At 61.1% G+C, this 25,955-nt stretch carries 26 protein-coding genes and 1 tRNA gene; 16 read left to right on the top strand and 11 right to left on the bottom strand.

Annotated elements, in window-relative coordinates; translation table 11 throughout:
* From AC0NIL_RS24585 to AC0NIL_RS24575, 3 genes are all read right to left on the bottom strand, one after another.
* The gene (locus AC0NIL_RS24585) at window positions 1-1,164 is read right to left on the bottom strand and encodes an isovaleryl-CoA dehydrogenase (protein ID WP_275953642.1); all 1,164 of its coding nucleotides are present in this window, start codon (window positions 1,162-1,164) and stop codon (window positions 1-3) included.
* A 65-nt stretch (window positions 1,165-1,229) separates the two neighbouring features.
* Entirely contained in the window at window positions 1,230-1,880 is a 651-nt protein-coding gene (locus AC0NIL_RS24580; RefSeq protein ID WP_473573878.1) for a TetR/AcrR family transcriptional regulator, read from the bottom strand.
* Between the two features lie 71 nt (window positions 1,881-1,951).
* The gene (locus AC0NIL_RS24575; protein WP_275953638.1) at window positions 1,952-2,236 is read right to left on the bottom strand and encodes an acylphosphatase; all 285 of its coding nucleotides are present in this window, start codon (window positions 2,234-2,236) and stop codon (window positions 1,952-1,954) included.
* 175 nt (window positions 2,237-2,411) lie between these two features.
* Here AC0NIL_RS24575 and AC0NIL_RS24570 point away from each other — a divergent pair, with 175 nt between their 5' ends.
* On the top strand, window positions 2,412-3,404 hold the full coding sequence (locus AC0NIL_RS24570; RefSeq protein WP_275953636.1) for a bifunctional helix-turn-helix transcriptional regulator/GNAT family N-acetyltransferase: 993 nt from the start codon (window positions 2,412-2,414) through the stop codon (window positions 3,402-3,404).
* 35 nt (window positions 3,405-3,439) lie between these two features.
* On the opposite strand, the gene AC0NIL_RS24565 is transcribed toward AC0NIL_RS24570, so the two are convergent.
* Window positions 3,440-4,552, bottom strand: coding sequence for a pyridoxal phosphate-dependent aminotransferase (locus AC0NIL_RS24565; protein ID WP_275953634.1), 1,113 nt, complete (start codon window positions 4,550-4,552; stop codon window positions 3,440-3,442).
* Window positions 4,553-4,669: 117 nt separating this feature from the next.
* Here AC0NIL_RS24565 and AC0NIL_RS24560 point away from each other — a divergent pair, with 117 nt between their 5' ends.
* Complete coding sequence (locus AC0NIL_RS24560) at window positions 4,670-6,337, top strand: tetratricopeptide repeat-containing sulfotransferase family protein (protein ID WP_063171757.1); 1,668 nt, start codon at window positions 4,670-4,672, stop codon at window positions 6,335-6,337.
* Window positions 6,338-6,714: 377 nt separating this feature from the next.
* Here the strand turns inward: AC0NIL_RS24560 and AC0NIL_RS24555 are convergent, their stop codons facing one another.
* The 3 genes from AC0NIL_RS24555 to AC0NIL_RS24545 all read right to left on the bottom strand — a co-directional run bounded on the left by AC0NIL_RS24555 (window position 6,715) and on the right by AC0NIL_RS24545 (window position 8,392).
* Entirely contained in the window at window positions 6,715-7,860 is a 1,146-nt protein-coding gene (locus AC0NIL_RS24555) for a porin (protein ID WP_013532601.1), read from the bottom strand.
* A 97-nt stretch (window positions 7,861-7,957) separates the two neighbouring features.
* On the bottom strand, window positions 7,958-8,209 hold the full coding sequence (locus tag AC0NIL_RS24550; RefSeq protein WP_013532600.1) for a GIY-YIG nuclease family protein: 252 nt from the start codon (window positions 8,207-8,209) through the stop codon (window positions 7,958-7,960).
* Window positions 8,210-8,301: 92 nt separating this feature from the next.
* Window positions 8,302-8,392 (bottom strand) — tRNA-Ser (locus AC0NIL_RS24545).
* Window positions 8,393-8,841: 449 nt separating this feature from the next.
* Between AC0NIL_RS24545 and AC0NIL_RS24540 the strand changes: the two genes are divergently transcribed.
* Together AC0NIL_RS24540 and AC0NIL_RS24535 are read left to right on the top strand one after the other, a co-directional pair.
* Complete coding sequence (locus AC0NIL_RS24540; RefSeq protein WP_013532599.1) at window positions 8,842-9,978, top strand: porin; 1,137 nt, start codon at window positions 8,842-8,844, stop codon at window positions 9,976-9,978.
* Window positions 9,979-10,216: 238 nt separating this feature from the next.
* Window positions 10,217-11,311 carry a tyrosine-type recombinase/integrase gene (locus AC0NIL_RS24535; protein ID WP_013532598.1) on the top strand — a complete coding sequence of 365 codons (1,095 nt, stop codon included), beginning with the start codon at window positions 10,217-10,219 and terminating at the stop codon, window positions 11,309-11,311.
* Window positions 11,312-11,370: 59 nt separating this feature from the next.
* Here the strand turns inward: AC0NIL_RS24535 and AC0NIL_RS24530 are convergent, their stop codons facing one another.
* Window positions 11,371-12,270: an alpha/beta fold hydrolase gene (locus AC0NIL_RS24530; protein WP_275953630.1), complete on the bottom strand. Its 900-nt coding sequence runs from the start codon at window positions 12,268-12,270 to the stop codon at window positions 11,371-11,373.
* Window positions 12,271-12,379: 109 nt separating this feature from the next.
* Window positions 12,380-14,431: a lytic transglycosylase domain-containing protein gene (locus tag AC0NIL_RS24525; RefSeq protein ID WP_473574108.1), complete on the bottom strand. Its 2,052-nt coding sequence runs from the start codon at window positions 14,429-14,431 to the stop codon at window positions 12,380-12,382.
* A gap of 247 nt (window positions 14,432-14,678) precedes the next feature.
* Here AC0NIL_RS24525 and dapA point away from each other — a divergent pair, with 247 nt between their 5' ends.
* Genes dapA through AC0NIL_RS24510 form a run of 3 tightly spaced genes read left to right on the top strand, consistent with a single transcriptional unit; the run spans window position 14,679 to window position 16,791 of the window.
* Window positions 14,679-15,560 carry a 4-hydroxy-tetrahydrodipicolinate synthase gene (dapA, locus tag AC0NIL_RS24520; protein ID WP_013532595.1) on the top strand — a complete coding sequence of 294 codons (882 nt, stop codon included), beginning with the start codon at window positions 14,679-14,681 and terminating at the stop codon, window positions 15,558-15,560.
* Between the two features lie 25 nt (window positions 15,561-15,585).
* On the top strand, window positions 15,586-16,065 hold the full coding sequence (smpB, locus tag AC0NIL_RS24515; protein ID WP_013532594.1) for an SsrA-binding protein SmpB: 480 nt from the start codon (window positions 15,586-15,588) through the stop codon (window positions 16,063-16,065).
* Window positions 16,066-16,080: 15 nt separating this feature from the next.
* Window positions 16,081-16,791 (top strand): glycoside hydrolase family 25 protein, encoded by a 711-nt coding sequence (locus tag AC0NIL_RS24510; protein ID WP_473574109.1) that lies wholly within the window; start codon window positions 16,081-16,083, stop codon window positions 16,789-16,791.
* Between the two features lie 17 nt (window positions 16,792-16,808).
* Here AC0NIL_RS24510 and AC0NIL_RS24505 read toward each other — a convergent pair whose 3' ends face one another.
* Window positions 16,809-17,465: a uracil-DNA glycosylase gene (locus AC0NIL_RS24505; protein ID WP_473574110.1), complete on the bottom strand. Its 657-nt coding sequence runs from the start codon at window positions 17,463-17,465 to the stop codon at window positions 16,809-16,811.
* 11 nt (window positions 17,466-17,476) lie between these two features.
* On the bottom strand, window positions 17,477-18,058 hold the full coding sequence (locus tag AC0NIL_RS24500) for a LabA-like NYN domain-containing protein (RefSeq protein WP_010915096.1): 582 nt from the start codon (window positions 18,056-18,058) through the stop codon (window positions 17,477-17,479).
* Window positions 18,059-18,381: 323 nt separating this feature from the next.
* Here AC0NIL_RS24500 and rpoZ point away from each other — a divergent pair, with 323 nt between their 5' ends.
* The 9 genes from rpoZ to era all read left to right on the top strand — a co-directional run bounded on the left by rpoZ (window position 18,382) and on the right by era (window position 25,953).
* Window positions 18,382-18,783 carry a DNA-directed RNA polymerase subunit omega gene (rpoZ, locus tag AC0NIL_RS24495; RefSeq protein ID WP_027162662.1) on the top strand — a complete coding sequence of 134 codons (402 nt, stop codon included), beginning with the start codon at window positions 18,382-18,384 and terminating at the stop codon, window positions 18,781-18,783.
* Window positions 18,784-18,911: 128 nt separating this feature from the next.
* Complete coding sequence (locus AC0NIL_RS24490) at window positions 18,912-21,140, top strand: RelA/SpoT family protein (protein ID WP_013532590.1); 2,229 nt, start codon at window positions 18,912-18,914, stop codon at window positions 21,138-21,140.
* 50 nt (window positions 21,141-21,190) lie between these two features.
* Entirely contained in the window at window positions 21,191-21,769 is a 579-nt protein-coding gene (gene pyrE, locus AC0NIL_RS24485) for an orotate phosphoribosyltransferase (protein ID WP_024503071.1), read from the top strand.
* A gap of 35 nt (window positions 21,770-21,804) precedes the next feature.
* The gene (locus AC0NIL_RS24480) at window positions 21,805-22,185 is read left to right on the top strand and encodes a VOC family protein (RefSeq protein ID WP_164753848.1); all 381 of its coding nucleotides are present in this window, start codon (window positions 21,805-21,807) and stop codon (window positions 22,183-22,185) included.
* 252 nt (window positions 22,186-22,437) lie between these two features.
* Window positions 22,438-23,037 (top strand): DUF2062 domain-containing protein, encoded by a 600-nt coding sequence (locus AC0NIL_RS24475; RefSeq protein WP_013532587.1) that lies wholly within the window; start codon window positions 22,438-22,440, stop codon window positions 23,035-23,037.
* A complete protein-coding gene (acpS, locus tag AC0NIL_RS24470; RefSeq protein WP_473574111.1) occupies window positions 23,034-23,447 on the top strand; it encodes a holo-ACP synthase in 414 nt (137 codons plus the stop codon). Before AC0NIL_RS24475 ends, acpS begins: the two co-directional genes overlap by 4 nt.
* A gap of 78 nt (window positions 23,448-23,525) precedes the next feature.
* Window positions 23,526-24,275, top strand: a complete 750-nt coding sequence (lepB, locus tag AC0NIL_RS24465) for a signal peptidase I (protein ID WP_013532585.1) — start codon at window positions 23,526-23,528, stop codon at window positions 24,273-24,275.
* Window positions 24,275-25,030 (top strand): ribonuclease III, encoded by a 756-nt coding sequence (gene rnc / locus AC0NIL_RS24460; RefSeq protein ID WP_013532584.1) that lies wholly within the window; start codon window positions 24,275-24,277, stop codon window positions 25,028-25,030. The genes lepB and rnc overlap by 1 nt, the downstream gene beginning before the upstream one ends.
* Window positions 25,027-25,953 carry a GTPase Era gene (era, locus tag AC0NIL_RS24455; protein WP_024503067.1) on the top strand — a complete coding sequence of 309 codons (927 nt, stop codon included), beginning with the start codon at window positions 25,027-25,029 and terminating at the stop codon, window positions 25,951-25,953. Before rnc ends, era begins: the two co-directional genes overlap by 4 nt.
* Window positions 25,954-25,955 lie beyond the last annotated feature (2 nt).

The following is a 25,955-nucleotide window of genomic DNA, read 5'->3' as shown; positions in this document are numbered from 1 at the left end:
CTACACCCCCTCCGCCATGATCTCGCGGCCGATCAGCCAGCGGCGGATTTCGCTGGTGCCGGCGCCGATCTCGTAGAGCTTGGCGTCGCGCAGCAGGCGGCCGGTCGGGTAGTCGTTGATGTAGCCATTTCCGCCAAGCAGCTGGATGGCGTCGAGCGCCATCAGCGTCGCCTTCTCGGCGGCAAACAGCACGCAGCCGGCGGCATCCTTGCGCGTCGTCTGGCCACGATCGCAGGCGGCGGCGACGGCATAGACATAGGCGCGCGCGGCATTCAGCGTCGTGTACATGTCGGCCAGCTTGCCCTGCACCAGTTGGAACTCGCCGATCGCCTGTCCGAACTGCTTGCGCTCATGCACATAGGGGATTGCCACGTCGAGGCACGCCGCCATCAGGCCGATCGGGCCGCCGGCAAGCACCGTGCGCTCATAGTCTAGGCCAGACATCAGCACTTCGACGCCGCGCCCTTCCTCATGCAGCACGTTGTCGAAGGGCACCTCGACATCCCTAAACACCAGCTCGCCGGTGTTGGAGCCGCGCATGCCGAGCTTGTCGAGCTTTTGCGCCACGGAAAATCCGGCAAAAGCCTTCTCGACGATGAAGGCGGTGATGCCGCGCGATTTCTGGTCCGGATCCGTCTTGGCATAGACCACCAGCGTCTCGGCGTCCGGCCCGTTGGTGATCCACATCTTGGTGCCGTTGAGCACGTAGCGGTCATTGCGCTTTTCGGCGCGCAGCTTCAGCGAGACGACGTCCGAGCCGGCGCCGGATTCCGACATCGCCAGCGCGCCGACTCGCTCGCCCGAGCACAGTGGCGGCAGGTATTTTTCCTTCTGCGCCGGCGTCGCCCAGCGGTTGATCTGGTTGACGCAGAGGTTGGAATGGGCACCGTAGGAGAGGCCGACCGAGGCCGAAGCGCGCGAAATCTCCTCGACGGCGATCACATGGGCGAGATAGCCCATGCCGCTGCCGCCGAAATCGGGGTCGGCGGTGATGCCGAGCAGGCCGAGCGCACCGAATTCGCCCCACAGATGCGCCGGGAATTCGTTCGAGCGATCGATGTCGGCGGCGATCGGCGCGATCCGGTCCTGGGCAAAGCGCCGCACCATGTCGCGCAGCGCCTCGATCTCTTCGTCATGCCCGAAGCTGAGCGTGTTGGTGTACATTTTTCTCCTCCCTGCGCATGACCCCGAAAATCGACTTTGATTTTCGGAAAGGGATCATGCGCGAATCAAAAGGCTGCAGCGTCCTTTGCGCGTCCGAAGGGACGCGCGGCGCTGTAGGCGTCGATCTTCGCGCCGACGAGCCGCATTGTCATTGAAAGATATCTCGTGGTCACTTCGCCGATCGACAGCCGTTCGCCCGGCCGAAACCAGACGATGACGCCGGTCATCATCTGGATCAGCGCCATGGCCGTCAGACCGGTGTCGTCGATGCTGAAGGCGCCCGTCTCGGCGCCGTCGCGTAAAATGGTGCGCAACTCCTTCTCGTAGGCCGTGCGCATGCGCAGGATCTGCGTCAGCCTTTCCGGCGACAGGCTGCGCAACTCCATGTTCGACACATGCGTGGCGTGCCGACGCTCGATGTGGAAAGTGATGTGGTTTTCGACATAGGCCGAAAGCCGCTGCACGGGATCCGCACTAACCGGGCGAGCTGTTTCCCACGCTTCGGTCAAACCTTCCATGTGCTCGCGCATCAGCGTAAACAGAAGCTCTTCCTTGGTCGGAAAGTAGCGGTAGAGCGCGGCCGCCTGTACGCCGACCTCGGCGGCGAGCTGCCGCATCGACATCGCCTCGTAGCCAAAACGCGCGATCAGATTGACCGCCGCCTCACGAATGGTCGCTTCGGTCTTTTCGCCATCAGACCCGGCGGTGCGTGCCATGTCAGCTCCTCTGCGGAGCAATAATAAAACGAACGTTTAATTAATTCAAGGCGCTCAATCCAGATCCGCCTTCATGCCACGATTCTGAACCCAACAGAGGCGTTGTCTGCCTCCAACTCCTCGACGTCGACCTTGGAAACCAAAGCCCCGGCCGGCCCTTTCCAGAGGCGCTCGATCATTGTCGAGACCGCCTCATCGAGGCCTGCGATCTCGGCCGTTACGGACCCGTCCGCTTCATTGCAAACCCAGCCCGCAAGACCAAGGCTCGTGGCCTCATCCCGGGCCCAGGCTCTGAAGCCGACACCTTGCACGTTACCGTAGACGCGTGCGTGCACTTTCCTGCGATGACCAGCCACGAATCTCTCCAAGCCTGTCTCGTTTTGAATCTGGCGCACGGCCCGAGGAATGCAACCTGCGCGCGGACGCAATAGCTGGGCCTTCCGGCTTTAGCTGGCCTTCTGGCCTTGAATTTAATTGACTCAGTCCACTAATTTAGGAAAATGGAACTGCTTTATTAGGAGCTGGCCGCAAATGTTGGACGAACGCAACGCATTGGTGGCCGATGTCCGGCGCTTCAATCGCTTCTACACGCGCACTGTCGGCCTTCTCGACGAGACGCTGACACAAAGTGCATTCACTTTGACCGAGGCGCGCGTGCTGTTCGAACTGGGTCACCGCAGCAACCCGGCTTCCGCCGAAATCGCCGGCGAGCGAGGTTTCCTGGCTGGGGCTTTTCGGCTGGAGAATGGCCCGGCGGCCTCCGAAATATCGAGACAGTTGCGTGTCGATGCCGCCTATCTGACGCGGATCCTGCGCAAGTTCGCGGGCCAGGGGCTGACCGAGGCCAGAACGGACCCGGCTGACCGGCGCCGAAGGGTCCTCTCGCTGACCGCAAGGGGCGAGGCAGCGCTTGCCAGGCTGCAGGCGGCGGCCGATCGGGATACGGCGCGGCTGATCGAAAGCGTACCCGACGACAGGTTGCATGAACTGCGCAGCGCCTTGCGCAAGGCGGGGGAATTGCTGGGTGATCCCACCCGTGAAAGCGGCGAGGTGACGTTGCGGCCGCACCGCGTCGGCGATGTCGGCTGGGTCGTGCAGCGCCAGGCCCAACTTTATGCCGAGGAATATGGCTGGACGATCGAGTTCGAGGCCATGCTCGCCGAGATCGGCGCCGATTTCATTCGCAATTTCGTGCCCGGCCGCGATTTCTGCTGGATCGCCGAGCGCGGTGGTCAGCCGGTCGGCGCGGTGTTCCTGGTTCATCAGGATGATAAGGTGGCCAAGCTGAGAATGCTGCATGTCGAGGCGTCGGCGCGCGGCTTCGGCATCGGCAAACGACTGGTGGCGGAATGCGTGAACCAGGCCCGGGCTTGCGGCTACGCCAAGCTGGTTCTGTGGACCAACGACATCCTCGTTGCGGCGCGCGCGATCTACGAACGTGCCGGCTTCAGGCTGGTCTCGCAGGAGCACCACCGCAGCTTCGGCAAGGATCTGACCGGCCAGACCTGGGAAATGGATTTGTAGGCGGCTTTTGCTGCCGGCTGCGCGCCAGCGGTATCCTAATTGCCCCGAGCCGCCGCCAAAGCACCGGGGAGTTCCTCGGCAAAAATGTCAAGCTCGTGATCGAGGCCGACGCTGACGCGGATGCAGCGGTCGAGCCGTGGCACCATCGGCTTGCGGATGAAGACGTCGCGTGACAGCAGGCCTTGCAGAACTTTCAGCGCGAAGGCGCCGTCGCCGCAGCAATCGATGGTGACGAAATTGGTCGCCGATGCCAGTGGCTTCAGCCCGTTCGCCTCGGCAATACCGGCGATGCGTCGGCGGCCGGCCGCGACCCGCGCCACCACGCTTTGCAGATAGTGCTGATCGGCGAGCGCCTCGACGCCGGCGATCTGCGCCATGCGGCTGACGCCGTAATGGTTGCGGATCTTCTCGAAGTCGCGGATCACCTGGGCCTCGGCGATCGCATAGCCGCAGCGTATGCCCGCCAGCCCGTACGCCTTCGAGAAGGTTCGCATGCGGATGACGTTTGGCCTGGAGATATCGATCGGCGGCAGCGCCGAGGCCGGCCCGAGTTCGCCATAGGCCTCGTCGAGCACCAGCATGGTGGTTTCCGGCAGCGCCTCGATGAAGCGGATGATCTCGCTCGCCTCCCACCAACTGCCCATCGGATTGTCGGGGTTGGAGAGATAGACCAGCGGGGCCTTGTCCCTGCGCACCGCAGCCAGCAGGCCATCCAGGCTTTCCCGGTCGTTCTCGTAAGGGACCGTCACCAGTCGTCCGCCGACACCGGCGATGTGGAAGTTGAAGGTCGGATAAGCGCCGAGCGATGTGACCACAGCATCGCCGGGTGCAACATACATGCGTGCCACCAGAGCGAGCAGGCCATCTATGCCTTCGCCGACAACGACGTTCTCTGCTTTTACGCCGTGATGCGCGGCTACCGCCACCTTCAGATCGTGATTGTCGGGATCGCAATACATCCACATGTCGCCGGCGATCTCGGCCATGCGGGCGATGACGCGCGGCGAGGGACCAAAGCTGCTCTCATTGGCGCCGATGCGGGCGCGAAAAGCGCGGCCACGCTCGCGCTCCTGCGCTTCGGGGCCGACAAACGGCACCGTCGAGGGAAGCGCTGCGATGAGCGGCATGAGGGGAGGGCGCTGGTGCATGGTGGAAGCTCGCTTGAAAGGGCCTTCTTGCTAGCGCGCCGGATGGGTCGGTGCAAGTTGCCGCTGGGCAGATCCGTAACGCTGGATTCTTTCGGCCGCTTTTGCTAGCGAGACATCATGAACAATCGTCTGCCGCCGGCCTGGTCCAAACACCTCAAGGTCCAAACCGGGCCGAAACCCAAATTCCCGCAGCCAAATCTGCGCAACGCAAATTCGCTTTCGCCTGCGCAGGCAGACGATGCGTTGCTGGAGCAGGCGTATCAGTTTCAGCAGGCCAAGCGGCTTAACGAGGCTCAGGACCTATGCCTTCGGGTGCTGGCGCGCACGCCTAACCATCCGCTCGCCCTGTATATTTTGGGGACCGTGTGCCTGGGCTACGACGATGAGGCGGCCTTGCGATATTTCGCACGAGCGGTCGGCGAGGAACCAAAAAACCCCTACTACCACCTTGGTTTGGCTTCGGCCTATGTGAAGGTCAGTGAATATTCACCGGCAATCGAGCATATGCAGTATGCCTTGGAGTTGCAGCCAGGTCTCATCGAAGCGCTTTGTGCATTGGGGGACGCTTATATCCAGTTTGATAAACCCGACATGGCTTTGCCGCTCTATGAGAAGGCGCTGAAGATCAACCGCGATCATCCCAAAGTGCGGATAGGACTGGCCAGCGCGCTCAGCAGCCTGGGGCGCATGGACGAGGCCGCCGCCTTTCTTAAAGAAGCAATCGAACGTCGCATCGCAATGCCGACTGCCTACAACGACCTTGTACAGACGCAAAAGTTCACCGAAGAGCCAAAGGAACTACAATCCATCGTTGGTGAACTCGGCAATCCCAAGCTTGATCTGGACGGCGTAGAGAAGCTCCATCTGGCGGCCGGCAAGGTGCTGAACGACCTCAAGCGCTATAAGGATGCATTCGGCCATTTCAACAAGGCCAAACAGGCCTCGGGCCGCTACTTCGATATCGACCAATACCGTCGGTGGGTAGATTCACTGATTGAGACCTTCACGCCTGAGATGCTGGCTGCCAGGTCGGGTTACGGAAATCCTTCGGAAGTTCCTGTGTTCGTGGTCGGCATGCCGCGCTCGGGAACGACACTCACGGAACAAATTTGCGCAAGTCATCCCGATGTCCATGGCGCAGGGGAACTAAGCAAACTCAGAAGAGTCGCGAATGCGATCGACCTCAGAAAGTCATCGGCCGGGAGGCTAAACCATGCGATGGCGTCGATCACAGAACACCTGTCCGGAACACTGGCCGAAGAGCACCTGACCTATCTGAGGGAGCGAGCGCCTGCCGCGCTTCGGATCGTGGATAAGATGCCTCATAATTTTGAGCTGATCGGTCTTATCGCCGTTCTCTTTCCCAACGCGCGAATCATTCATTGCCGTCGTGACGCCATCGACAATTGCGTCTCTTGTTTTGTCCAGAAATTCGGCGAGGGGCACAGCTACAACACCGACCTGAAGACACTCGGCCTGTACTATCGAGAATATGACCGCCTGATGCAGCATTGGAACGAGGTTTTCCCGAACCTGATCTTCGAAAATCAGTACGAGACGCTGGTCGACGATCAGGAAGCGCAGTCACGCCGCCTCATCGATTACCTTGGGCTGCCCTGGGATGACGCCTGCCTGCGCTTTTTCGACAGGGATGGTTCGGTCAACACACCCAGTCGCTGGCAGGTTCGCCAACCGATCTACAAATCGTCGGTCAAGCGCTGGAAGAATTATGAAGGCGAGATCCAGCCACTCATCGATGCTTTGGGCGACTTGGCGGACACGTAACTCAGACCAGTCCTGCGTTCCGCTCATGCGCGCACGTCTCCTCGATTTGGTTGGCACTGCTGAGAAATAGAGCTGAAGAAGCTTACGGATGCGCGTGATTCCGCACCCGATGATCCCAACACAATCGCTCGGTTGGTCAATTGATTCTGCTGGTCGACACGCTCGAAGTGCTTGGCGCGAAAACTCACGCACTGCCGGACTGCCGGAGCTGCCGGGGCTCGGCTTCGTCGGCTGGCTATTGTCGCTCGCAAACCTTCAAGAAGTGCAGGGGCTCGGTCTCGGGGCGGCTCAACTGCATTTGACGAGTCTCTCGGAACCCGGCGTAAAAAACCCAGCGGTTGCCCGCCGGGTTTTCGATTTCGACAAGTCGAAATATATTAGAACGAGCGCTGGAAGCGGAGGAGGCCGCCGATGCTGTTCTTCTTGTCGGCCGGTGTGAACGATGGGTTAACATAGTTGACATCGCCAAATCGGCCTGCATGGAGGTAGTCGACTTCGGCCGTGACCGTGAAGCCCGGCACAACGTCGTAAGCGATGTTCGCGGCAACGCCGACGTTCTTCCAATCGTCAGCAGACACCTGAGCGTTGAACGAGGTTTTTTCGTTGAATTTGTAGGTGCCACCGCCCCACACTGCCCAATTGCCACCCCACATCTTGTAGAAGCCGCGACCGTTGGCGTCGACATGATTGCTGAGGTTATCGTTGAGATTGTCGTCCGAACCGTAGCCGCCCATGATGAACAGCGAGAGTTCGTTGGAGACGTTCACATCCAGGCGAACCTTGCCGGCCACTTCTTCGTAATTGCTGTCATAGGCGACGACACCGGTGATGGCGCCCCAGCCCTGCGTGTACTTCACGCCGCCGACGACATGCGGAACATAGCTGTCGATCGTGTCATTGGCGTTACCTTCTTCCAGCGAGACCACTGCCGAGAAGCCGTTGCCGGCGTCGAAGTAGTACTGGACGACGTTGGTGTCGAAATCGCCGTAGGGAACGAGCGTGTCGTTGATGACGTTGCCGGCGTAGCCGACGAACGTATCGAAGGCCGATTCGTCCTTACCGACGCGCAGGCCGCCGAGCTGGATCCAGGCGAAGTTCAGCGAGACGTCCCGGTTGTGGGCGGCGTTGACGTCCTCGAAGGCGTTGTCGTCGCCGAAGTTGAAGCGGGTCTCGGTGTAGGTCTTCAAGGTGCCGAGTTCGGTTTCCTGGCCTGTCCAGGTCTTCAGCGTGAAGCGGGTATTCTTCAGCCAGGTATTGTGGTCATCACCATCCTGGTGATCCGCGGCTTTTGCACCATCGAACGAACCGAGGTCGCCACCGCCGATGTCATAACGGACATAGCCGCCGACGCGCAGGCAGGTCTCGGTGCCGGGGATGTAGAAGTAGCCAGCGCCGTAGACGTCGCAAATCTTGACGTATTCAGCGGGTTCCGGCTCGGCGACGACGACGGCGTCGGCGGCGCGCGCACCGGAAACTGCGATCAGGGCCGCAGCGGAGCCGAGGAGAAGGCTCTTAATGTTCATTTTCTGACCTCCAGTCAGAATCGAGAACGGAGGTCGGTAAAACCCAGCTCTCATGTATTTTTTTCTTTATATTTCAGATGGATAGATAAAAAGGCCTTCAGCGGGGCTCTGTCCGCCAAAGCCGTTTACTGGCGAAAGCCTTGCCCGATCCGGTCTTGAAATATCGCTCGAACTGCCGTGCGTTGGTCTCGGTTTCGACCGCGATATAGGTCTTCAGGGCTACAGGCAGATAGGCTCTGGTCGAAGTCACATAGCCTGATTGATGCGATTCGAACCGGCGTCGAAGGTCGTTTGTCGACCCGACATAGACATCGCCATTATGAAGCTGCAGGAAATACACGTACCACATGGTCCCCGTACGCTACTTCGTAGCTTCGGGCGACACTCCCACGCCGATGCGGTTCCGGGTGGCCTGCCACCCGAAGCCCGCAGGGCGTAGGGTGGCGGAGAGGATGGGATTCGAACCCACGAGAAGCTTTTGACCTCTACTCCCTTAGCAGGGGAGCGCCTTCGACCACTCGGCCACCTCTCCGTTGCGCCGCTGGATAAAGAAAAGCGCCGGCACAATCAACAAGCCCGCATCATTATATGCAAAAATAAGAAGGCGCCGAACCGCGACCCCCATGGATGTGGCGGTTCTGCGGTTGTTTCCTGGCTAGCGACTCGGGAATTCGCCATGATTCCGTCGGCCCATCGCCGGATTCGCCGGCAAACAAGGGAGTGCGGCGGCCTGATGGTTAACGAGAGCTTTCTGAGTGAGGCCAAATCGTGTCATTTGTGCAACAACGCCGGGGGATAGCAGCCAGGCAGCCCTTTCACCGGTACGATCGTGGTTGAACCTCGCCGCCTCATGGGTAATGTCGATTTCGAAGGAGCGGCGCGGTGCGCATCTTTTTCGGTAGTGGGGATGGGGCAGGGAACGCTGTCCTTCAGCAAAGAATACCCAGACCCGTTTTTTAACTTTTGACTGGAGGTCAGAAAATGAACATTAAGAGCCTTCTCCTCGGCTCCGCTGCGGCCCTGATCGCAGTTTCCGGTGCGCGCGCCGCCGACGCCGTCGTCGTCGCCGAGCCGGAACCCGCTGAATACGTCAAGATTTGCGACGTCTACGGCGCTGGCTACTTCTACATCCCCGGCACCGAGACCTGCCTGCGCATCGGCGGCTATATCCGTTATGACATCGGTGGCGGCGACGTCGGCTCGTTCGATGGTGCAAGAAGCGCAGATCATCAGGACATCGGTGAGAGCAACGACACCTGGCGCAAGAGAGCCCGCTTCACGCTGAAGACCTGGACCGGTCAGGAAACCGAACTCGGCACCTTGAAGACCTACACCGAGACCCGCTTCAATTTCAGCAACACCCAACGCGATACGAGCCCGTTCATCAATGCTGCTGGCAACGAGCCTGTTTCGCTGAACTTCGCCTGGATCCAGCTCGGTGGCCTGCGCGTCGGTAAGGACGAATCGGCCTTCGATACGTTCGTCGGCTACGCCGGCAACGTCATCCAGGATACGCTGGTTCCCTATGGCGGCTTCGACACCAACGTCATCCAGTATTACTTCGATGCTGGCAACGGCTTCTCGGCTGTGGTTTCACTCGAAGAAGGCTATGGCGCCTACACGATCGACAGCTATGTTCCGCATGTCGTCGGCGGTGTGAAGTGGACGCAGGGCTGGGGTGCAATCACCGGCGTTGTTTCGTATGACAGCAACTACGAAGAAGTCGCCACCAAGGTTCGCTTGGACGTGAACGCGACGAACGAGCTGACGCTGTTCATCATGGGCGGTTACGGCACCGACGACAACTACACCGACGCAAGCTTGAATTTCCCTGCTGGTGGTCGCGGCATGTACAAGCAGTGGAGCGGCAATTGGGCACTGTGGGGCGGTGGCACCTACAAGTTCAACGAGAAGACCTCGTTCAACGCTCAGGTGTCATATGACGAGGGCAAGAACCTCGGCATCGCGGCGAACATCGCCTACGACGTCGTTCCTGGCTTCACGGTTACGGCCGAAGTCGATTACCTTAATGTCGGCAACGACACCGTGTCCAACTGGACCCATGCCGACAAGAAGAGCAACATCGGCGGTATCCTCCGCTTCCAGCGCTCGTTCTAAGGGCTGGTTCCTTACAGGTGAAATCCAGCCCGGGCGCGCAAACGCCCGGGCTGTTTTTGTTTCGTGACTGGATCAAGGCAAACGGAAGGATGGGGGTAACGGTAGCTGAATAAATCCGTGGGGTGGTTTCGTGGGATCCGCTGATGGGCGGATGAAATCACAACTGCGTGATTAAAATCTCTTGAAAGGACGCTTCCAAGCGGGTAGGGCTGACCTATCCCACTCGGGGGTGTGGCAAATGATGACGAACGAAGCGATTCAAGAGGGCGAGTCCTCTGATCATTTTTCGATGTTTTCTTCTCAAAGTCCGAAGATTCGATACACCTACAACAAGATTAGAGAAGTAAAATCGCATCGGGTCGGAGATCTTTTTTCAGCATATCGGGACATATTATGGGATGATGGGCGGCATAAGTATAATGTCAGCTCGTTCATCGGCGAAATAGACGAGATTCTCCTTGGTGAGCGTTTCAGCGCCTTTGACCAAAGTACCCTGGACAACCTTATCGGCACCCTGCGCCAGCGCGGCAACAGCAACGCAACCATCAATCGAAAGATGGCTGCCCTCAGCAAACTGCTGCGCAAGGCTCACAAGATGGGAGATATCCACAGCCTGCCCGAGTTCCGCCGCCAGAAGGAGCGGGCCGGTCGGATTCGCTTCCTCGAAAGGGACGAAGAGGCGCGCCTGTTCGCCGCCATCAAGAGCCGCAGCGAGGATGCCTACAGGCTTTCCGTCTTCCTGGTCGACACCGGATGCCGTCTCGGCGAGGCGCTCGGGCTGATCTGGAACGATATCCAGGAGCATCGCGTCTCGTTCTGGATCACCAAATCCGGCCGCAGCCGCACCATTCCAATGACCGAGCGGGTCAAGGAGGTCATCAAGCTGCCTCCCACCGAGGGTCGTCGGCCCAAAGGACCGTTCACCAAGCTCAGCCAGGCACAGTTCCGTGCCATCTGGAACGACGCGAAGGCCGAAGTCGGCCTCGGCGCCGACGATCAGGTGGTGCCGCACATATTGCGCCATACCTGCGCCTCGCGTCTTGTCCAGGGCGGCATCGACATCAGGCGCGTGCAGATGTGGCTCGGCCACCAAACGCTGTCGATGACGATGCGCTACGCGCATCTGGCCACCAACGATCTCGATGGCTGTGTCATCGTGCTGGAAACGCCTCGATCGACTCAGCCGGGCGGCAATTGCGCTGAAGGCCCCATGTTTTCTTCGCCCGTGACGACGCCTTCGTCGCCGACGGCAGAGCGGAAAAAGAGGGACGGGGCAGCCGCCGCCGCTAAGGAGTCCCCGAAAGCGACTCGGAAAAGTTCAAAAGCCAAGTAGGCTGAAGAAACTTGCCTATACTATCTTAGCTATCCCGTGACCTTGATCGGTCATGGGATTTACTTCAGGATATTCTTCCGCTCGGCTTGATCGAGAAAAGTGCCTATGTCGCCCGGTAGGCTGCCGGTCTCGAGGAACGGCGCATGGCCCTGGCCCTCGACGGTGATCGTCTCCATCATGAAATGGCGCTCTTTCATCTGCTTGAGCGTGTCTATCGACAGCAATCTCGAATTGGCACCACGTATGGCGAGCAACGGGATGGCGGCCAACGCCTCGAATTGAGGCCATAGATCAGGCAGCTTCTGCGTCAGATCGAGACTGGCAACGGTATCCACCAGCTTCGGATCGAAATCCGGCACCAGTCCACCATCCGTTTCGCGGTAGAGAGCCCATACCATCCGATCCCAATCGGCGCCGGCAAGGGCGGAGAAGTCTTCGCCATGCACACTGCGCTGGGCGGCGGTCGTCTGTGTGCGTGTTTTCGGTGCCGGGTCGCGCTCGAGATAAGACTGGATATGGGCAAGTCCGGCCGTCTCGATCACCGGTCCGATGTCGTTGAAAACAATGGCTTTCAGGACGGATGGCCGCATCGTCCCGAGCACATGGATGATCAATCCCCCGCGCGAGGTGCCGATGAAGGCCGCTTCTCCGATGTTCAGCGCCGCCAGCCCGGCGAGAATGTCGCCGGCCTCCACGCCGACATTGTAATTTTTGACGTCGGGATCATAAGCTGACTGCCCGCGCCCGCGGTAGTCGAAGGCGATGACCTTTCGTGGAGTTGCCGCATGCGTCGACAGATAGAGCGCCAGCTCGTGAAAATCCCTGGCATTGCGGGTCAGGCCAGGCAGGCAGACAACCGGCCAGGGTCCGGAATTGGCCTCGCCATAGACGCGCGCATGGAGTTTTAACCCGTCCGGTGCGCTGTAGAAGAAGTCGGAAAAAAGTTGCTCGCTTGCCATCGGAATGTGCGACCTCGCTGTATCAATCTGGACAGCTACAGGCGAGGGCAGGGATGGTCAATAAAAGGCGCTCTTGCCTTCTCCCACAAGTGGAGAAGGACAGAAAGGCTCAACTCCGCCCGTTCACCAGATCCCCGACAATGTCGTATTTGCCGGAAATACGCATCTTGTAGACCTCGTAATTCTCCATCACTCGCTGAACGTAACTTCTTGTTTCCGTGTAGGGAATCCGCTCGATCCAGTCGACGACCGCGTCGATGTCCTTGCCGCGCGGGTCGCCATATCTGGCCACCCACTGGCTGGCCCGGTTGGGGCCAGCATTGTAGCCGGCGAAGGTCAGCACGTAAGAGCCGTTGAAGCGGTCGAGCTGTTCGCCGAGGAAGGCCGAACCAAGCGTCGCGTTGTAGCCGGCATCGGTGGTCAGCCGTGTTTGCGAAAACTGCAGCCCGGCCTTCTTCGCCAATTGCCTTGCGGTTCCCGGCATCAGCTGCAGCAGCCCGCGCGCGCCGGCGCTCGACACGGCGCCGATGTTGAATTCGCTTTCCTGGCGGGCGATCGCATAAGCCAGCGCCTTGCCTGAGCCGGAAATGTCAGCCGAAGCGGGAATGACGCCGAGCGGATGCGACAGTGCGCCGACATCGATGCCGCGCGCCCCGGCGATCTTGCCGATTTTCAGCGCCATAAAATGGTTCCCTTGCTTTTCGGCAAGGACAGCGAGCAGCGCCAGTTCGCCTGGACTGGTCAACTGGCCGGCAAGGTCGCGATAGAGCGTCTCGGCATAGCGGTCGTAGCCCGCCTCCTGCAGCCGCTTGATGGCGCTGACGGCCTCGCGGCCGGCAAAGTTCTGCCGGTCGGCTGCGCTTGGCGAGGGATAGACGATGTTGAGCGCCTGCCGGCCGACACGTTCGGCGGCAAGCTGGCCGTAGAATGTCGTGCCGTAGGCAGCGGCGCGCGCAAAATAATCCTTGGCGTTGCCCGGGCCGCCGACTTCGGCGGCACGGCCGAGCCAGTAATACGCGCGCGACAGCGTCATCGGCCCTTGGGCAAGGTCGGCGATGCGAGCGAAATGCGTTGCGGCAAGCTTGGGGTCGTTCAGGCCGCGCAACGCGTACCAGCCGGCATGGAATTCGGCGTCGGCCGCGTTGGTGGCACTTTCGGCAGCGTGTGTAGCGACGATCTTGTACGCGGCCTTCATGTCGCCCTGGTCGACCAGTTCACGCGACAGCACCCGGCGCTCGACCCACCAGGCATCCGGATCGACCAGAGCTTCGCGATCGGTCGGTGCCTGCATCACAATGGCTGCAGCGCCGGCAAAATCCTCCTGCTTGTGCAAATATTCGGCCTGCGCGAAGAAGTAGCCGGCCGAACGTTGCATTGCCGGCACGGCCTTCAGCAGCTTGGGCGCGTTCTTGTCGCCTTTGTCGGCCGCCGCCCATGCATCGGCGAGCTGCTGGGCGCCGGCGAGGCCGGCGACGCGCAGCGCGGAATTCGCGCGGTCGGCATAGAACATGCGCTCCATGCGAAAGCGGTGGTCCGCGGCCGGGATCAGGCTGCCGAATTCCTTGATCAGCGCCGCCTCGTCCTTGGCCTCCAGGATCGCGGTGCGCCAGAAGGGCGACAGCACGGAACGCGCCGCCTTGGTATTGCTGGACGCCACATAGGCGCGGGCGAGAACCATCACGCCTTCGAATGTCTGCGGCTGGCTGCCATCGAACGCCCTGATGACGATGTCGGGGGCAGGGTTCTCTCGATAGAGCGCGCGCTCGCTGTTCTTGCGAAGGGCTACGGTCCCCGGCCAGTTGGGCAGCATCTTGGCCGCAGCAGTGATATCGTCGCTCGGAACCTTGTCGCCGCCATAAAGCGCGATCGCCCAGGCAAGGATATGCTGGTCGAGCGACTGCGCCGGAAGGGCATCGCGCACGCCACGAGCGCGGGGACTATCACCCTGCGCCAACGCATCCAGTCCGCTTTTCAGAGGGGCGACGTCGGGCAAGGGCGCCTGTCGCGTTCTGTCCTGCAGGTCTGGCAGCGCAATTGCCGCGCCTGGAATCGGAATGGCTGAGGTGACCCGTGCGTCCACGCTGCCGCTGATCGCCATGCCCGGCATCAGCGCGAGCGCGGCGCCAAGCAGCGCGAGAAGGTGAGGCCGACCGCCCGGCATGATCCCTAAATCTTTCCTTGTCCTGGCATTCCACAAGCTGGCGAAGATGCCTCGAAGCCTAAACTTAGGTCGTGAAGAGCCCGTAAACAAAGAGTTAGCGAGGCCGTTCGAATTGCGCTTGCTGGCACCATGGCAATGCTTGCCGCGCAACCATGTCGAGACTATGGTGCGCCGCTTCGCTTTCGGTTAGAAGGCGCGACCACAAACACCGACACAAAACACCAGAAGTGCCAAGGAGTTGGACGATATGCTGAGAGGCTCGCTTACTGCGCTCGTGACACCGTTCGAAAAGAGCGGGCGTTTCGACGAGAAAGCCTTTCGCGCATTCGTCGAATGGCAACTCGCGGAGGGCACGACGGGCCTGGTGCCGGTCGGCACCACCGGCGAGTCGCCGACACTGTCGCATGACGAGCACCGCCAGGTCGTCAAGGTGTGCATCGAGGTGGCCAAGGGACGAGTTCCGGTCGTCGCCGGCGCTGGTTCCAACAACACCGAGGAAGCCGTCGGGCTCGTGCAGTATGCCGAGAAGGCCGGCGCCGATGCCGCCCTGGTCGTCACGCCTTATTATAACAGGCCGACGCAGCGCGGCCTGTATGAGCACTTCGCGGCGGTCGCCAGGGCGACCAAGCTGCCGATCATCATCTACAACATCCCGCCGCGCTCGGTCATCGACATGATGCCGGACACGATGGGCCGGCTCGTGCACGACTTCAAGAACATCGTCGGTGTCAAGGATGCCACCGGCAAGGTCGAACGGGTTTCCGAGCAGCGTGCCACGTGCGGCAAGGATTTCATCCAGCTTTCGGGCGAAGATGCTTCGGCGCTTGGATTCAACGCGCATGGCGGCGTCGGCTGTATTTCGGTGACGTCGAACGTCGCGCCGCGGCTGTGCGCCGAATTCCAGGAGGCAACGCTTGCCGGCGACAGCGCCAAGGCGCTGGATCTGCAGGATCGCCTGCTGCCGCTGCACAAGGCGATCTTCATCGAGCCTGGCGTTTCCGGCGCCAAATACGCGCTGTCGAAGCTAGGCAAGGTCGAAAACGTGCTGCGCTCGCCGTTGGTGACGATCGAACAGTCGACTGCCGACAAGATCGATGCGGCTATGAAGCACGCCGGCTTGATTAATTAGGGATGAGGCGCCACCTCTCCGCATCATGAATCAAGTCAGAAAAGCCGATCCCAACAACAAGACCGTTTCGGAAAACCGCAAGGCGCGGTTTTCCTATGAGGTGCTCGACACGGTCGAGGCCGGTCTGGTGCTGACCGGCACCGAGGTCAAGTCGCTGCGCCAGGGCCAGGCCAATATCCAGGACAGCTATGCCTCGGTCGAAGGCGGCGAGATCTGGCTGATCAATTCCTATCTGCCGGAATATCTGCAGGCCAACCGCTTCAACCACGAGCCCAGGCGGCGCCGCAAGCTGCTGCTCAACAAGCGCGAAATGGCGAAACTGTCGCAAAGCGTCGACCGCGAAGGCATGACGCTTGTGCCGCTAAAGATCTATTTCAACGACCAGGGCCGCGCCAAGCTGCTGCTCGCTGTCGGCCGCGGCAAGAAACTGCACGACAAGCGCGAGAGCGAGAAGCAGCGCGATTGGTCGCGCGAGAAGGGCCGGCTGTTAAAAGAGCGTGGGTAGGCTGGGGCCATTCGCTTGAAGAACCGGATTGTCCTCTTTGGTCTGGCCAGTCTGGTCTTGGTATGTTTCGTCGCAGCAGGCGGCTACATCTATTTCAGGGCATTCTCGCCGGACCGCGACAAATATCCGCTCAGGGGCATCGACGTTTCCCATCATCAGGGCCGGATCGACTGGCCGCGTGTCGCCGCCGACGATGTCGCCTTCGCAGTCATCAAGGCGACCGAAGGCGGCGATCATGTCGACGATGCCTTCGCCAGGAATCTGGAAGAGGCCCGCGCCGCCGGTCTCGCCGTTGGCGCCTATCACTTTTTCACCTTTTGCCGACCTGGCGCCGACCAGGCGAAGAATTTCATCTCGGTTGTGCCGCACGACCAGCCGCTGCTGCCGCCGGTCGTCGACATCGAATTCGGCGGCAACTGCCCGCAGCGGCCGACGCCCGAACAATTGAACGCCGAACTGGCCGCGTTCCTCGCTCCAGTCGAGGCGACGTTCGGCAAGCCTGCGATCGTCTATCTGACCGATGAGGCAGCGCAGACCTATGCAGGGCGCATTGCTGCCCGTCCGCTCTGGCTCCGCTCGTTGCTCCTGGAGCCGGACCGCGACGACTGGGTCTACTGGCAGTACCACAACAGGGGTCGCGTCGACGGCATCGATGGCGATGTCGATATGAACGTGCTGAAGGGTGGGCCGGCGGTGCTGGCTGCACTGTTTGCGCCATCAAGCTGATCCGCTGGCGCCCGACTCTATTTTTGCAGGAACGCCGCTATCTGGCTGAAAACGCTAACGAACATCGCTTCGGTCAGCACACCGGTGTTGGTGTTGTAGCGCGAGCAATGATAGCTCGAAAACAGCGTGATGCTGCCGGTCGGCAGCTGCCCGCCATGCTTGAACGGATAGGCGGCGACACGCCCGCCCAGCGCCCGCACCGTCGACTGATGCGCGATCGATCCCAGTGCCAGCACGGCGCGCAGGTTCGGGAACCTGGCGATCGTCGGCACCAGGAATGTCCGGCAGGTGGCAATCTCAGCGCCCACCGGCTTGTTCTCCGGCGGCACGCAGCGCACCGCGTTGGTGATCGCGGTGCCGACCAGCTCCAATCCGTCATCTGGCCGCGCCTTGAACTCTCCGCGCGCAAAACCGTGCGAAATCATCGTCGAGTAGAGCAGGTCGCCGGCATAGTCGCCGGTGAACGGGCGGCCCGTTCGATTGGCACCGCGCAGGCCAGGCGCCAGCCCGACGATCAGCAACTGAACCGCCGCGTCACCCTCGGGTGGTAAAAAAGTCGGCACCGGTGCATTGAACCAGGACGGCTCGCGCTGCCGCCACTCGGCGATGAAGTCATGCAGCCTGGGGCAGAGCGGGCAATCGCGGCCGGGTTCGGAGGCGGAAAGCACGGTCAAGGCGACCGGCCTCAATAATCGTCCTCGTCGACTTCGGCCGGCTCGGGCCTGCGCACCGGCCGCTCGGACGGGTCACGGCCAACCTCGTTCTTCAGCGTCGTCAGGTCGATGAAATGGTCGGCCTGGCGGCGCAGATCGTCGGAGATCATCGGCGGCTGCGAGGCCATGGTCGAGACGATCGATACCTTGCGGCCACGCCGCTGCAATGCCTCGACCAATGTGCGGAAATCGCCGTCGCCGGAAAAGATGACGTAGTGGTCGACGACATCGGCGAGTTCCAGCGCATCGACGGTGAGCTCGATGTCCATATTGCCCTTGATCTTGCGGCGGCCGGTCGAGTCGGTGAATTCCTTGGCCGGCTTGGTGACCACCTTGAAGCCATTATAGTCGAGCCAGTCGATCAGCGGACGGATCGAGGAGTATTCCTGATCCTCGACCAGCGCCGTGTAATAATAGGCGCGCAGCAGATAGCCGCGCTTCTGGAAGCTCGACAGAAGCTTGCGGTAGTCGATGTCGAAGCCGAGCGCGCGCGACGTCGCGTAGAGATTGGCGCCGTCGATGAATAGGGCGATTTTTTCACGAGGGTCGAACATGGAAAATATTCCTTCTCGAAATAAACACCCGTCTAAACCAAATGCGATAGCGTTCGGTCAGGCTCATAATAAACCGGCTGACCTCTATGCCATCCGAGATAGCGCCAGTTTCGCGGCAATCCAAGGGCGCGTGCGGCACTGCAAGCAATTGTGATCGGGACACCGAACACATAGCACAGACTGGTTTTGCCAAATCGGGTGTTTGAACCAAGGTTTGGACGCCATGCAACCCAGCCATTGCCATGATGCTTGTATTTTGACGGCGTTCGGGTTATGGACCGCGCCTGTTTTCCATCAAATCCATCGCATGAAAGGGGCAATCCATGGCCCGCGTAACCGTTGAAGATTGCATCGACAAGGTCGACAACCGCTTCGAGCTGGTGCTCCTTGCCGGCCATCGTGCCCGGCAGATCAGCCAGGGCGCGCCGATCACAGTGCCGCGTGACAACGACAAGAATCCGGTTGTGGCGCTGCGCGAGATCGCCGATGAGACGCTGTCGCCCGACGACCTCAAGGAAGATCTGATCCATTCGCTGCAGAAGCATGTCGAGGTCGACGAGCCCGAGGCCGATGGCGAGGCGATTGCCGATCAGACCGGCACCGCCGTTGCCGCCGCCGACGCCGACGACGCCGAGGAGAACATCACCTTCGACCGGATGACCGAGGAAGACCTCCTGGCCGGCATCGAGGGCCTGGTGCCGCCGGAAAAGAGCGACGACTACTAAGCCAGCGTTCTGGACCTGCCTGGAATACGTTTCCGGCACTTCCGTCCAGTCAGTTTCGTGGCTATCTATGGGATGCGCCGTACGCTAGTGCGGCGCATCAATCATTTCAGCACCGCGAGATTCCGCCCATGATGCGTCAGTATGAGCTTGTCGAGCGCGTCCAGCGCTACAAGCCTGACGTCAACGAGGCGTTGCTCAACAAGGCCTATGTCTATGCCATGCAGAAGCATGGCCACCAGAAGCGCGCTTCCGGCGATCCGTATTTCTCGCATCCGCTCGAAGTCGCCGCCATCCTCACCGAAATGCATATGGACGAGGCGACAATCGCGGTCGCCCTGCTGCACGACACCATCGAGGACACGACCGCCACGCGGGCCGAGATCGACGATCTGTTCGGCCCCGAAATGGGCAAGCTGGTCGAGGGCCTGACCAAGTTGAAGAAGCTCGATCTGGTCTCGAAGAAGGCCGAGCAGGCGGAAAACCTGAGAAAGCTTCTGCTGGCGATTTCGGAAGATGTCCGCGTGCTGCTGGTCAAGCTCGCCGATCGTTTGCACAATATGCGCACCCTCGACCACATGCCGGAGGCCAAGCGCCTCCGCATCGCCGAGGAGACAATGGATATCTACGCGCCGCTGGCTGGGCGCATGGGCATGCAAGGCATGCGTGAAGAGCTGGAGGAGATCGCCTTCCGCTTCATTAATCCTGAAGCCTATCGCGCCGTCACCGCACGGCTTGCCGAAATCTTCGAACGCAACAAGGGCGTGCTGACGGACATCGAAAAGGCACTGTCCACGCTGTTCGAGAAGCATGCGATCAACGCCAGCGTGAAGAGCCGGCAGAAGAAGCCGTGGTCGGTGTTCCGCAAGATGGAGGCCAAGGCGCTGTCCTTCGAGCAGCTCTCTGACATCTTCGGCTTTCGCGTCGTCGTCGACACGGTCGAGGACTGCTACCGGGCGCTTGGCGCCATCCACACCGCGTGGTCGATGGTGCCGGGTCGCTTCAAGGACTACATCTCGACGCCGAAACAGAACGACTACCGCTCGATCCACACCACCATTGTCGGCCCGTCGCGCCAGCGTGTCGAGCTGCAGATCCGCACCCGAGAGATGAACAAGATCGCCGAATACGGCGTCGCCGCCCATTCGATCTACAAGGATACCGGCGGCAAGACGAATGGCGCCGCCCACGCGATTTCAAAGGAAACCAACGCCTACGCCTGGCTGCGCCGCACCATCGAGCAGCTTGCCGAAGGCGACAACCCTGAGGATTTCCTCGAAAATACCAAGCTGGAACTGTTCCAGGACCAGGTGTTCTGCTTCACCCCGAAAGGCATGTTGATTGCGCTGCCGCGCGGCGCGACACCGATCGACTTCGCCTATGCGGTGCACACCGATGTCGGCGACACCTGCGTCGGTGCCAAGGTCAACGGCCGCATCATGCCGCTGATGACGGAACTGAAGAACGGCGACGAGGTCGAGATCATCCGCTCCAAGGCGCAGGTGCCGCCGGCGGCGTGGGAATCGGTCGTCGTCACCGGCAAGGCGCGCTCGGCCATCCGCCGTGCCACCAAGAACGCCATCCGCAAGCAATATTCAGGTCTCGGCATCCGCATCCTGGAACGCGCCTTCGAGCGTGCCGGCAAGACCTTCACCAAGGAGAGCCTGAAGCAGGTGCTGCACAGGCTGGCGCGCAAGGACATCGAGGATGTGCTGGCCTCTGTCGGGCGTGGCGAGCTCGCCTCCACTGATGTCATGAAGGCGGTATTCCCTGACTACAAGGACGAGCGCGTCACCACGGCCGTTCCCAAGCCGCGCGAGGAGGGCTGGTCGAAGATCCGCAATGCCGCCGGCATGCTGTTCCAGATTCCGGGTCGTGCCGCGCGCAAGGACAAGGACCAGCCGCGCGATGGAGCCGTGCCGATCCGCGGCGTGCGCGGCGATCTGCCGGTGCGCTTCGCGCCGGAAGGGGCAGTGCCTGGCGATCGCATCGTCGGCATCGTCCAGCCGGGCACCGGCATCACTATCTATCCGATCCAGTCGCCAGCGCTGCAGGCGTTCGATGACCAGCCCGAGCGCTGGATCGACGTGCGCTGGGACATCGATGAGCGCACCAAGGAACGCTTTCCGGCGCGCGTATCGGTCACCGCCATCAACGCGCCGGGGTCACTCGCCGATATAGCGCAGGTGGTTGCCTCGAACGACGCCAACATCCATACGCTGTCGATGGTGCGCACTGCGCCCGACTTCACCGAAATGCTGATCGATCTCGAAGTCTGGGATCTCAAGCACCTCAACCGGCTGCTATCGCAGCTCAAGGACAATTCGAGCGTCAGCGACGCAAGACGCGTCAATGGCTAGACCATGCTCCGGTTTCGGACAAAACCATGGTCAATCAAAAAGAGGCAGACATGAACACCGATGAAGTGCTGGGCATTTTCCGCGAGGCGGGTGCTGTTCTGGAAGGGCATTTCATTTTGACCTCGGGCCTGCGCAGTCCGGTCTTCCTGCAGAAGGCGCGCGTGTTCATGCATGCCGACAAGACCGAGCTTCTGTGCAAGGCGCTGGCGGAGAAGATCCGCGCAGGCGTGCCCGGCAAGATCGACTATGTCGTCGGCCCGGCGATCGGCGGGCTGATCCCGGCCTATGAGACCTCACGTCATCTCGGCGTGCCGGCGATCTGGGTCGAGCGGGAAGGGGGCGAGTTCCGCTTGCGCCGCTTCGAGATCGCCAGGGGGTCGCGTGTCGTCATCGTCGAGGACATCGTCACCACCGGCCTGTCGATCCGAGAGACCATCGAGTGCCTGCGCGATCTTGGCGCCGAGGTGGTTGCCGCGGCCTGCATCATCGACCGTTCGGCCGGCAAGACTGATGTCGGCGTGCCGCTCATCGCGCTTGCCGAGTATGAGGTCCCGGCCTATCCGGCCGACCGGCTGCCGCCGGAGCTTGCCGCCATCCCGGCGATCAAGCCCGGCAGCCGCAACATCTGACGGGGCATGCCGACATGCGTGAAGACAAATTGGAAATGATCGCCGGCATCGATCATTTCGTGCTGACGGTCGCTTCGCTGGAAGTGACCTGTGAGTTTTACCAGCGCGTGCTGGGTTTTGAGCGCATCGACGCGGCCGATCGACCGACGGCACTGGCTTTCGGTAGCCATAAGATCAATGTGCATGAGGTCGGCCGGACTTTCGAGCCAAAGGCGAAGTCGCCGACATCAGGATCAGGTGATTTCTGCCTGATCACCGAGCGGCCACTGGATGAGGTCCGTGCGCGGCTCGCGGCCAATGGTGTGGTGGTGGAACTCGGCCCGGTTGAACGTATCGGGGCCCGAGGTCCGATGATGTCGGTCTATTTCCGCGACCCGGACGGCAATCTGGTCGAGGTCAGCGAATACCTGCCGTAGCCGCTGGCGGCGCTGTGCCTTTCGGCGATGCGACTGCCGTTCCTTAAATTTGCCGCGATTGTCCAATGTTCGAAGCAAGACCTGCGGCCCCGAAGGGCGGCGACAAGCGCGGCACAAAAGGTGTTTGGTTGTTCTTGCGCCAGCGCGTTGTTATATAAGCTGCCGATTGCCATAGGGTGATCGTCAAGCGCAAGATGTGGCTGCCACGCCCGGCTGAAGGTGCCGTTGCGGGCGCTGTGGAACGGGAACAGAGTGCTATTTCGACGCCGCAAGCCTGATGGCCTTTATGAGCGGGTGCGTACCTATCTTTGGCCGCGCCGCTCGTTTTCGCGCTCGCTCCAGTATTTTTCCAAGCGCATCCTGCGGCTGAAGGCGACACCGCATGCGGTGGCGGCCGGCGTTGCGGCCGGTGTCTTCGCTTCATTCTTCCCCGTCGGTTTCCATTTCATCATCGCTGCCATCCTGTGCTGGGTGATCGCCGGCAATCTGGTGGCGGCGGCGCTTGGCGCGGTTTTTTTCGGCAACCCGCTCACCTTCCCGTTGCTATGGGGCGCGTCGTGGGAAACGGGCAAGCTCATCCTGCATGACCGTTTGCCGACACATGGGCCGCCGGCGCATCTGGGCGAGATGTTGCACAACCTCTCCTTCGCGCAATTGTGGAAACCGGTCCTTGAACCGATGCTGATCGGTGCGGTTCCGCTCGGCTTGATCTTCGGGCTGCTGTTCTACGCCATCACGCGCTGGGGTATGAACGCTTTCCGCGAACAGCGGCGCAAACGCCTGGCCGAGCGCGCAAGCCGGCATGCGCAATCGTCCCATCCCGGCGCAAGCATCGGTTCCACTGCGCGATGATCATCGGCATCGGCAGCGACCTGATCGACATCAGACGCATCGAGAAATCGCTGGAGCGTCACGGCCAGCGCTTCGTCAAGAGAATCTACACCGACATCGAACAGGCGCGTTCGGACAATCGACGCGCCCGCGCGGCCTCCTATGCCAAGCGTTTCGCCGCCAAGGAGGCCTGCGCCAAGGCGCTGGGCACCGGACTGGCGCAGGGCGTGTTCTGGCGCGACATGGGTGTCGTCAACCTGCCCAGTGGCGCGCCGACCATGGCGCTGACGGGAGGAGCGCAGGCCAGGCTGGACAAAATCCTGCCAAAGGGCCATCGGGCGGCAATCCACCTCACCATCACGGATGATTTCCCGCTCGCTCAAGCCTTTGTGATCATCGAGGCGCTGCCCGTCGAAGAAGCGCCACATTGATTGCCTCTGACGACCGGCATTGACGTTGCCCAGCGCGCGCCGAGACTCTATACCATCCAACGCACAATCGAGGACGACATGAGCGTGGCTGAAAAATCCGAGAAGAAATCCGGCGGGCTTGGCGAGACCGTCAGCGTCATCGTCCAGGCGCTTTTGCTCGCCCTGGTCATCCGCACGCTGCTGTTCCAGCCTTTTTCGATCCCATCGGGATCGATGCGGCCGACGCTTTTGGAAGGCGACTATCTGTTCGTCACCAAATGGTCCTATGGCTATTCGCGCTATTCGCTGCCTTTCGGACCCGATATTTTTTCGGGCCGCATCTGGGGCTCCGAGCCGAAGCGCGGCGACGTGGCGGTTTTCAAGTTCCCGCCTGATCCGTCCGTCGACTACATCAAGCGCGTTGTCGGCCTGCCGGGTGACAAGATCCAGGTCAAGGACGGCCAGCTTTTCATCAACGGTGTCGGCGTGCCGCGCGTGAAAACAGGCCAGATCGACAATCCCGACATCACCGAGGAATCGCGCCCGATCGATGTCTATCGCGAAACCCTGCCCAACGGCGTCAGCTACGACACGCTTGACCTGAATTCGAACTCGATCGGCGACAACACCCGCGAATTCGACGTGCCGCCCGGCCACTATTTCATGATGGGCGACAACCGGGACAATTCCGCCGACAGCCGTTTCACCGTCGGCTACGTTCCCGCGGAAAATCTGGTTGGCCGCGCCAATCTTGTCTTCTTCTCGATCGCCGGCAAGGCGAGCCCTCTCGAAATCTGGAAATGGCCGTCGCTGATGCGCGCTTCGCGCCTGTTCCACTTCGTCAATTGATGGCTTTGAAGCGCCCGACAGGCGAAACACTGGCCGGTTTGGTGAAGGCCAAGACCGGTTACGTCTTCAAGGATATCCGTTTGCTCGAGACCGCCTTGACGCATTCCAGTGCGGTCAAGGCGGCCACCAACAACCAGCGTCTTGAATTTCTTGGCGACCGCGTGCTCGGGCTTGTCGTCGCCGATATGCTTTTCGAAAAATTTCCCGATGCGCCGGAAGGTGAAATCGCGCCGCGCTTCAATGCGCTGGTCGATGCGCGGACCTGCTCCGAAATCGGCATCGAAATGCAGCTGGAGGATCTGGTCCGCGCCGATTCTGCCTTGAAGATGCGGTCGCGCGGCTCGGGCGGAAACTATCTGGCGGATGCGGTCGAAGCGCTGATTGCGGCGGTTTACGTCGACGGTGGCATCGAGGCCGCGCGGCGGTTCGTCCTGCGCTATTGGGAACCGCGCTCGCATACGGTGATCGCAAAGCCGCTCAATCCGAAATCCGATCTGCAGGAATGGATTGCCAAGACCAGCGATATCAGACCCGAATATGTGATCGACAAGCGCGAGGGACCCGACCATCAGCCGGTCTTCACTGTATCCTTGCAGGTCCGCGGCTTTGCGCCGATAAGCGGCACCGGCGGCTCGCGCAGGGCGGCCGAAGAAGCGGCGGCTTCGGCATTTCTTGTGCGCGAAGGCGTTTGGGCCGCCGCATCGGCCCAAAAATCGGGGGGCTCGCGGCCCTCCAGTGAAGGGAGCGCGGCATGACCGCTACCGAAGAGCCGGCGACCACAGCCGCCGCCACGCATTCCGGCTTTGTCGCGCTGATCGGCGCGCCCAATGCGGGCAAGTCGACCTTGGTCAACCAATTGGTCGGCGCCAAGGTGTCGATCGTCACCCACAAGGTGCAGACGACCCGCGCCATCGTGCGCGGCATCGCCACGCATGACAATGCGCAAATCGTTTTCGTCGACACGCCCGGCATCTTCAAGCCGAAGCGGAGGCTCGACACGGCGATGGTGACCACCGCCTGGGGTGGGGCCAAGGACGCCGATATCGTACTGCTTCTGATCGACGCCGAGCGCGGCATCAGGGGCGACGCCGACGCCATCCTCGAACGGCTGAAGGATGTGCGCCAGCCGATGGTGCTGATCCTCAACAAGGTCGACCGCGTCAAGCACGAAGCGCTGCTGGCTCTGTCGGCGGCAGCGAACGAAAGGGTGCCGTTCAAGCGCACCTTCATGGTGTCGGCGCTGACCGGTTCCGGCTGCAAGGACGTGCTCGATTATCTGGCCGAGTCTCTGCCGGTCGGTCCCTGGTACTATCCGGAAGACCAGATCTCGGACCTGCCGATGCGCCAGCTCGCGGCCGAGATCACGCGCGAGAAGCTTTATCTCAGGCTGCATCAGGAATTGCCCTATTCCTCGCATATCGAGACCGAGAAATGGGAAGAGAAGCCGGACGGCTCGGTGCGCATCGACCAGACCATCTATGTCGAGCGCGACAGCCAGAAGAAGATCGTTCTCGGCCACAAGGGCGAGACCATCCGCGCCATCGGCCAGGCGGCGCGCATGGAGATAGCAGGCATCCTCGAACAGAAGGTGCACCTGTTCCTGTTCGTCAAGGTGCGCGAGAACTGGGGCGACGACCCCGAGCGCTACCGCGAAATGGGGCTCGAGTTTCCGCGCTAGGC

Source organism: Mesorhizobium sp. WSM1343, assembly GCF_055901535.1.
This window is presented reverse-complemented; position numbering and strand designations above follow the sequence as displayed.

Excerpts from the sequence above, each read along its gene's own strand:
- lepB (WP_013532585.1), top strand. The coding sequence starts at position 23,526 with ATGAGCGTGGCTGAAAAATCCGAGAAGAAATCCGGCGGGCTTGGCGAG.
- AC0NIL_RS24540 (WP_013532599.1), top strand. The coding sequence starts at position 8,842 with ATGAACATTAAGAGCCTTCTCCTCGGCTCCGCTGCGGCCCTGATCGCA.
- dapA (WP_013532595.1), top strand. The coding sequence starts at position 14,679 with ATGCTGAGAGGCTCGCTTACTGCGCTCGTGACACCGTTCGAAAAGAGC.
- rnc (WP_013532584.1), top strand. The coding sequence starts at position 24,275 with ATGGCTTTGAAGCGCCCGACAGGCGAAACACTGGCCGGTTTGGTGAAG.
- AC0NIL_RS24490 (WP_013532590.1), top strand. The coding sequence starts at position 18,912 with ATGATGCGTCAGTATGAGCTTGTCGAGCGCGTCCAGCGCTACAAGCCT.
- AC0NIL_RS24580 (WP_473573878.1), bottom strand. The coding sequence starts at position 1,880 with ATGGCACGCACCGCCGGGTCTGATGGCGAAAAGACCGAAGCGACCATT.
- AC0NIL_RS24570 (WP_275953636.1), top strand. The coding sequence starts at position 2,412 with ATGTTGGACGAACGCAACGCATTGGTGGCCGATGTCCGGCGCTTCAAT.
- AC0NIL_RS24535 (WP_013532598.1), top strand. The coding sequence starts at position 10,217 with ATGATGACGAACGAAGCGATTCAAGAGGGCGAGTCCTCTGATCATTTT.
- rpoZ (WP_027162662.1), top strand. The coding sequence starts at position 18,382 with ATGGCCCGCGTAACCGTTGAAGATTGCATCGACAAGGTCGACAACCGC.
- smpB (WP_013532594.1), top strand. The coding sequence starts at position 15,586 with ATGAATCAAGTCAGAAAAGCCGATCCCAACAACAAGACCGTTTCGGAA.
- AC0NIL_RS24480 (WP_164753848.1), top strand. The coding sequence starts at position 21,805 with ATGATCGCCGGCATCGATCATTTCGTGCTGACGGTCGCTTCGCTGGAA.
- AC0NIL_RS24525 (WP_473574108.1), bottom strand. The coding sequence starts at position 14,431 with ATGCCGGGCGGTCGGCCTCACCTTCTCGCGCTGCTTGGCGCCGCGCTC.
- AC0NIL_RS24565 (WP_275953634.1), bottom strand. The coding sequence starts at position 4,552 with ATGCACCAGCGCCCTCCCCTCATGCCGCTCATCGCAGCGCTTCCCTCG.
- acpS (WP_473574111.1), top strand. The coding sequence starts at position 23,034 with ATGATCATCGGCATCGGCAGCGACCTGATCGACATCAGACGCATCGAG.
- pyrE (WP_024503071.1), top strand. The coding sequence starts at position 21,191 with ATGAACACCGATGAAGTGCTGGGCATTTTCCGCGAGGCGGGTGCTGTT.
- AC0NIL_RS24560 (WP_063171757.1), top strand. The coding sequence starts at position 4,670 with ATGAACAATCGTCTGCCGCCGGCCTGGTCCAAACACCTCAAGGTCCAA.
- AC0NIL_RS24530 (WP_275953630.1), bottom strand. The coding sequence starts at position 12,270 with ATGGCAAGCGAGCAACTTTTTTCCGACTTCTTCTACAGCGCACCGGAC.
- AC0NIL_RS24500 (WP_010915096.1), bottom strand. The coding sequence starts at position 18,058 with ATGTTCGACCCTCGTGAAAAAATCGCCCTATTCATCGACGGCGCCAAT.
- era (WP_024503067.1), top strand. The coding sequence starts at position 25,027 with ATGACCGCTACCGAAGAGCCGGCGACCACAGCCGCCGCCACGCATTCC.
- AC0NIL_RS24555 (WP_013532601.1), bottom strand. The coding sequence starts at position 7,860 with ATGAACATTAAGAGCCTTCTCCTCGGCTCCGCTGCGGCCCTGATCGCA.
- AC0NIL_RS24550 (WP_013532600.1), bottom strand. The coding sequence starts at position 8,209 with ATGTGGTACGTGTATTTCCTGCAGCTTCATAATGGCGATGTCTATGTC.
- AC0NIL_RS24585 (WP_275953642.1), bottom strand. The coding sequence starts at position 1,164 with ATGTACACCAACACGCTCAGCTTCGGGCATGACGAAGAGATCGAGGCG.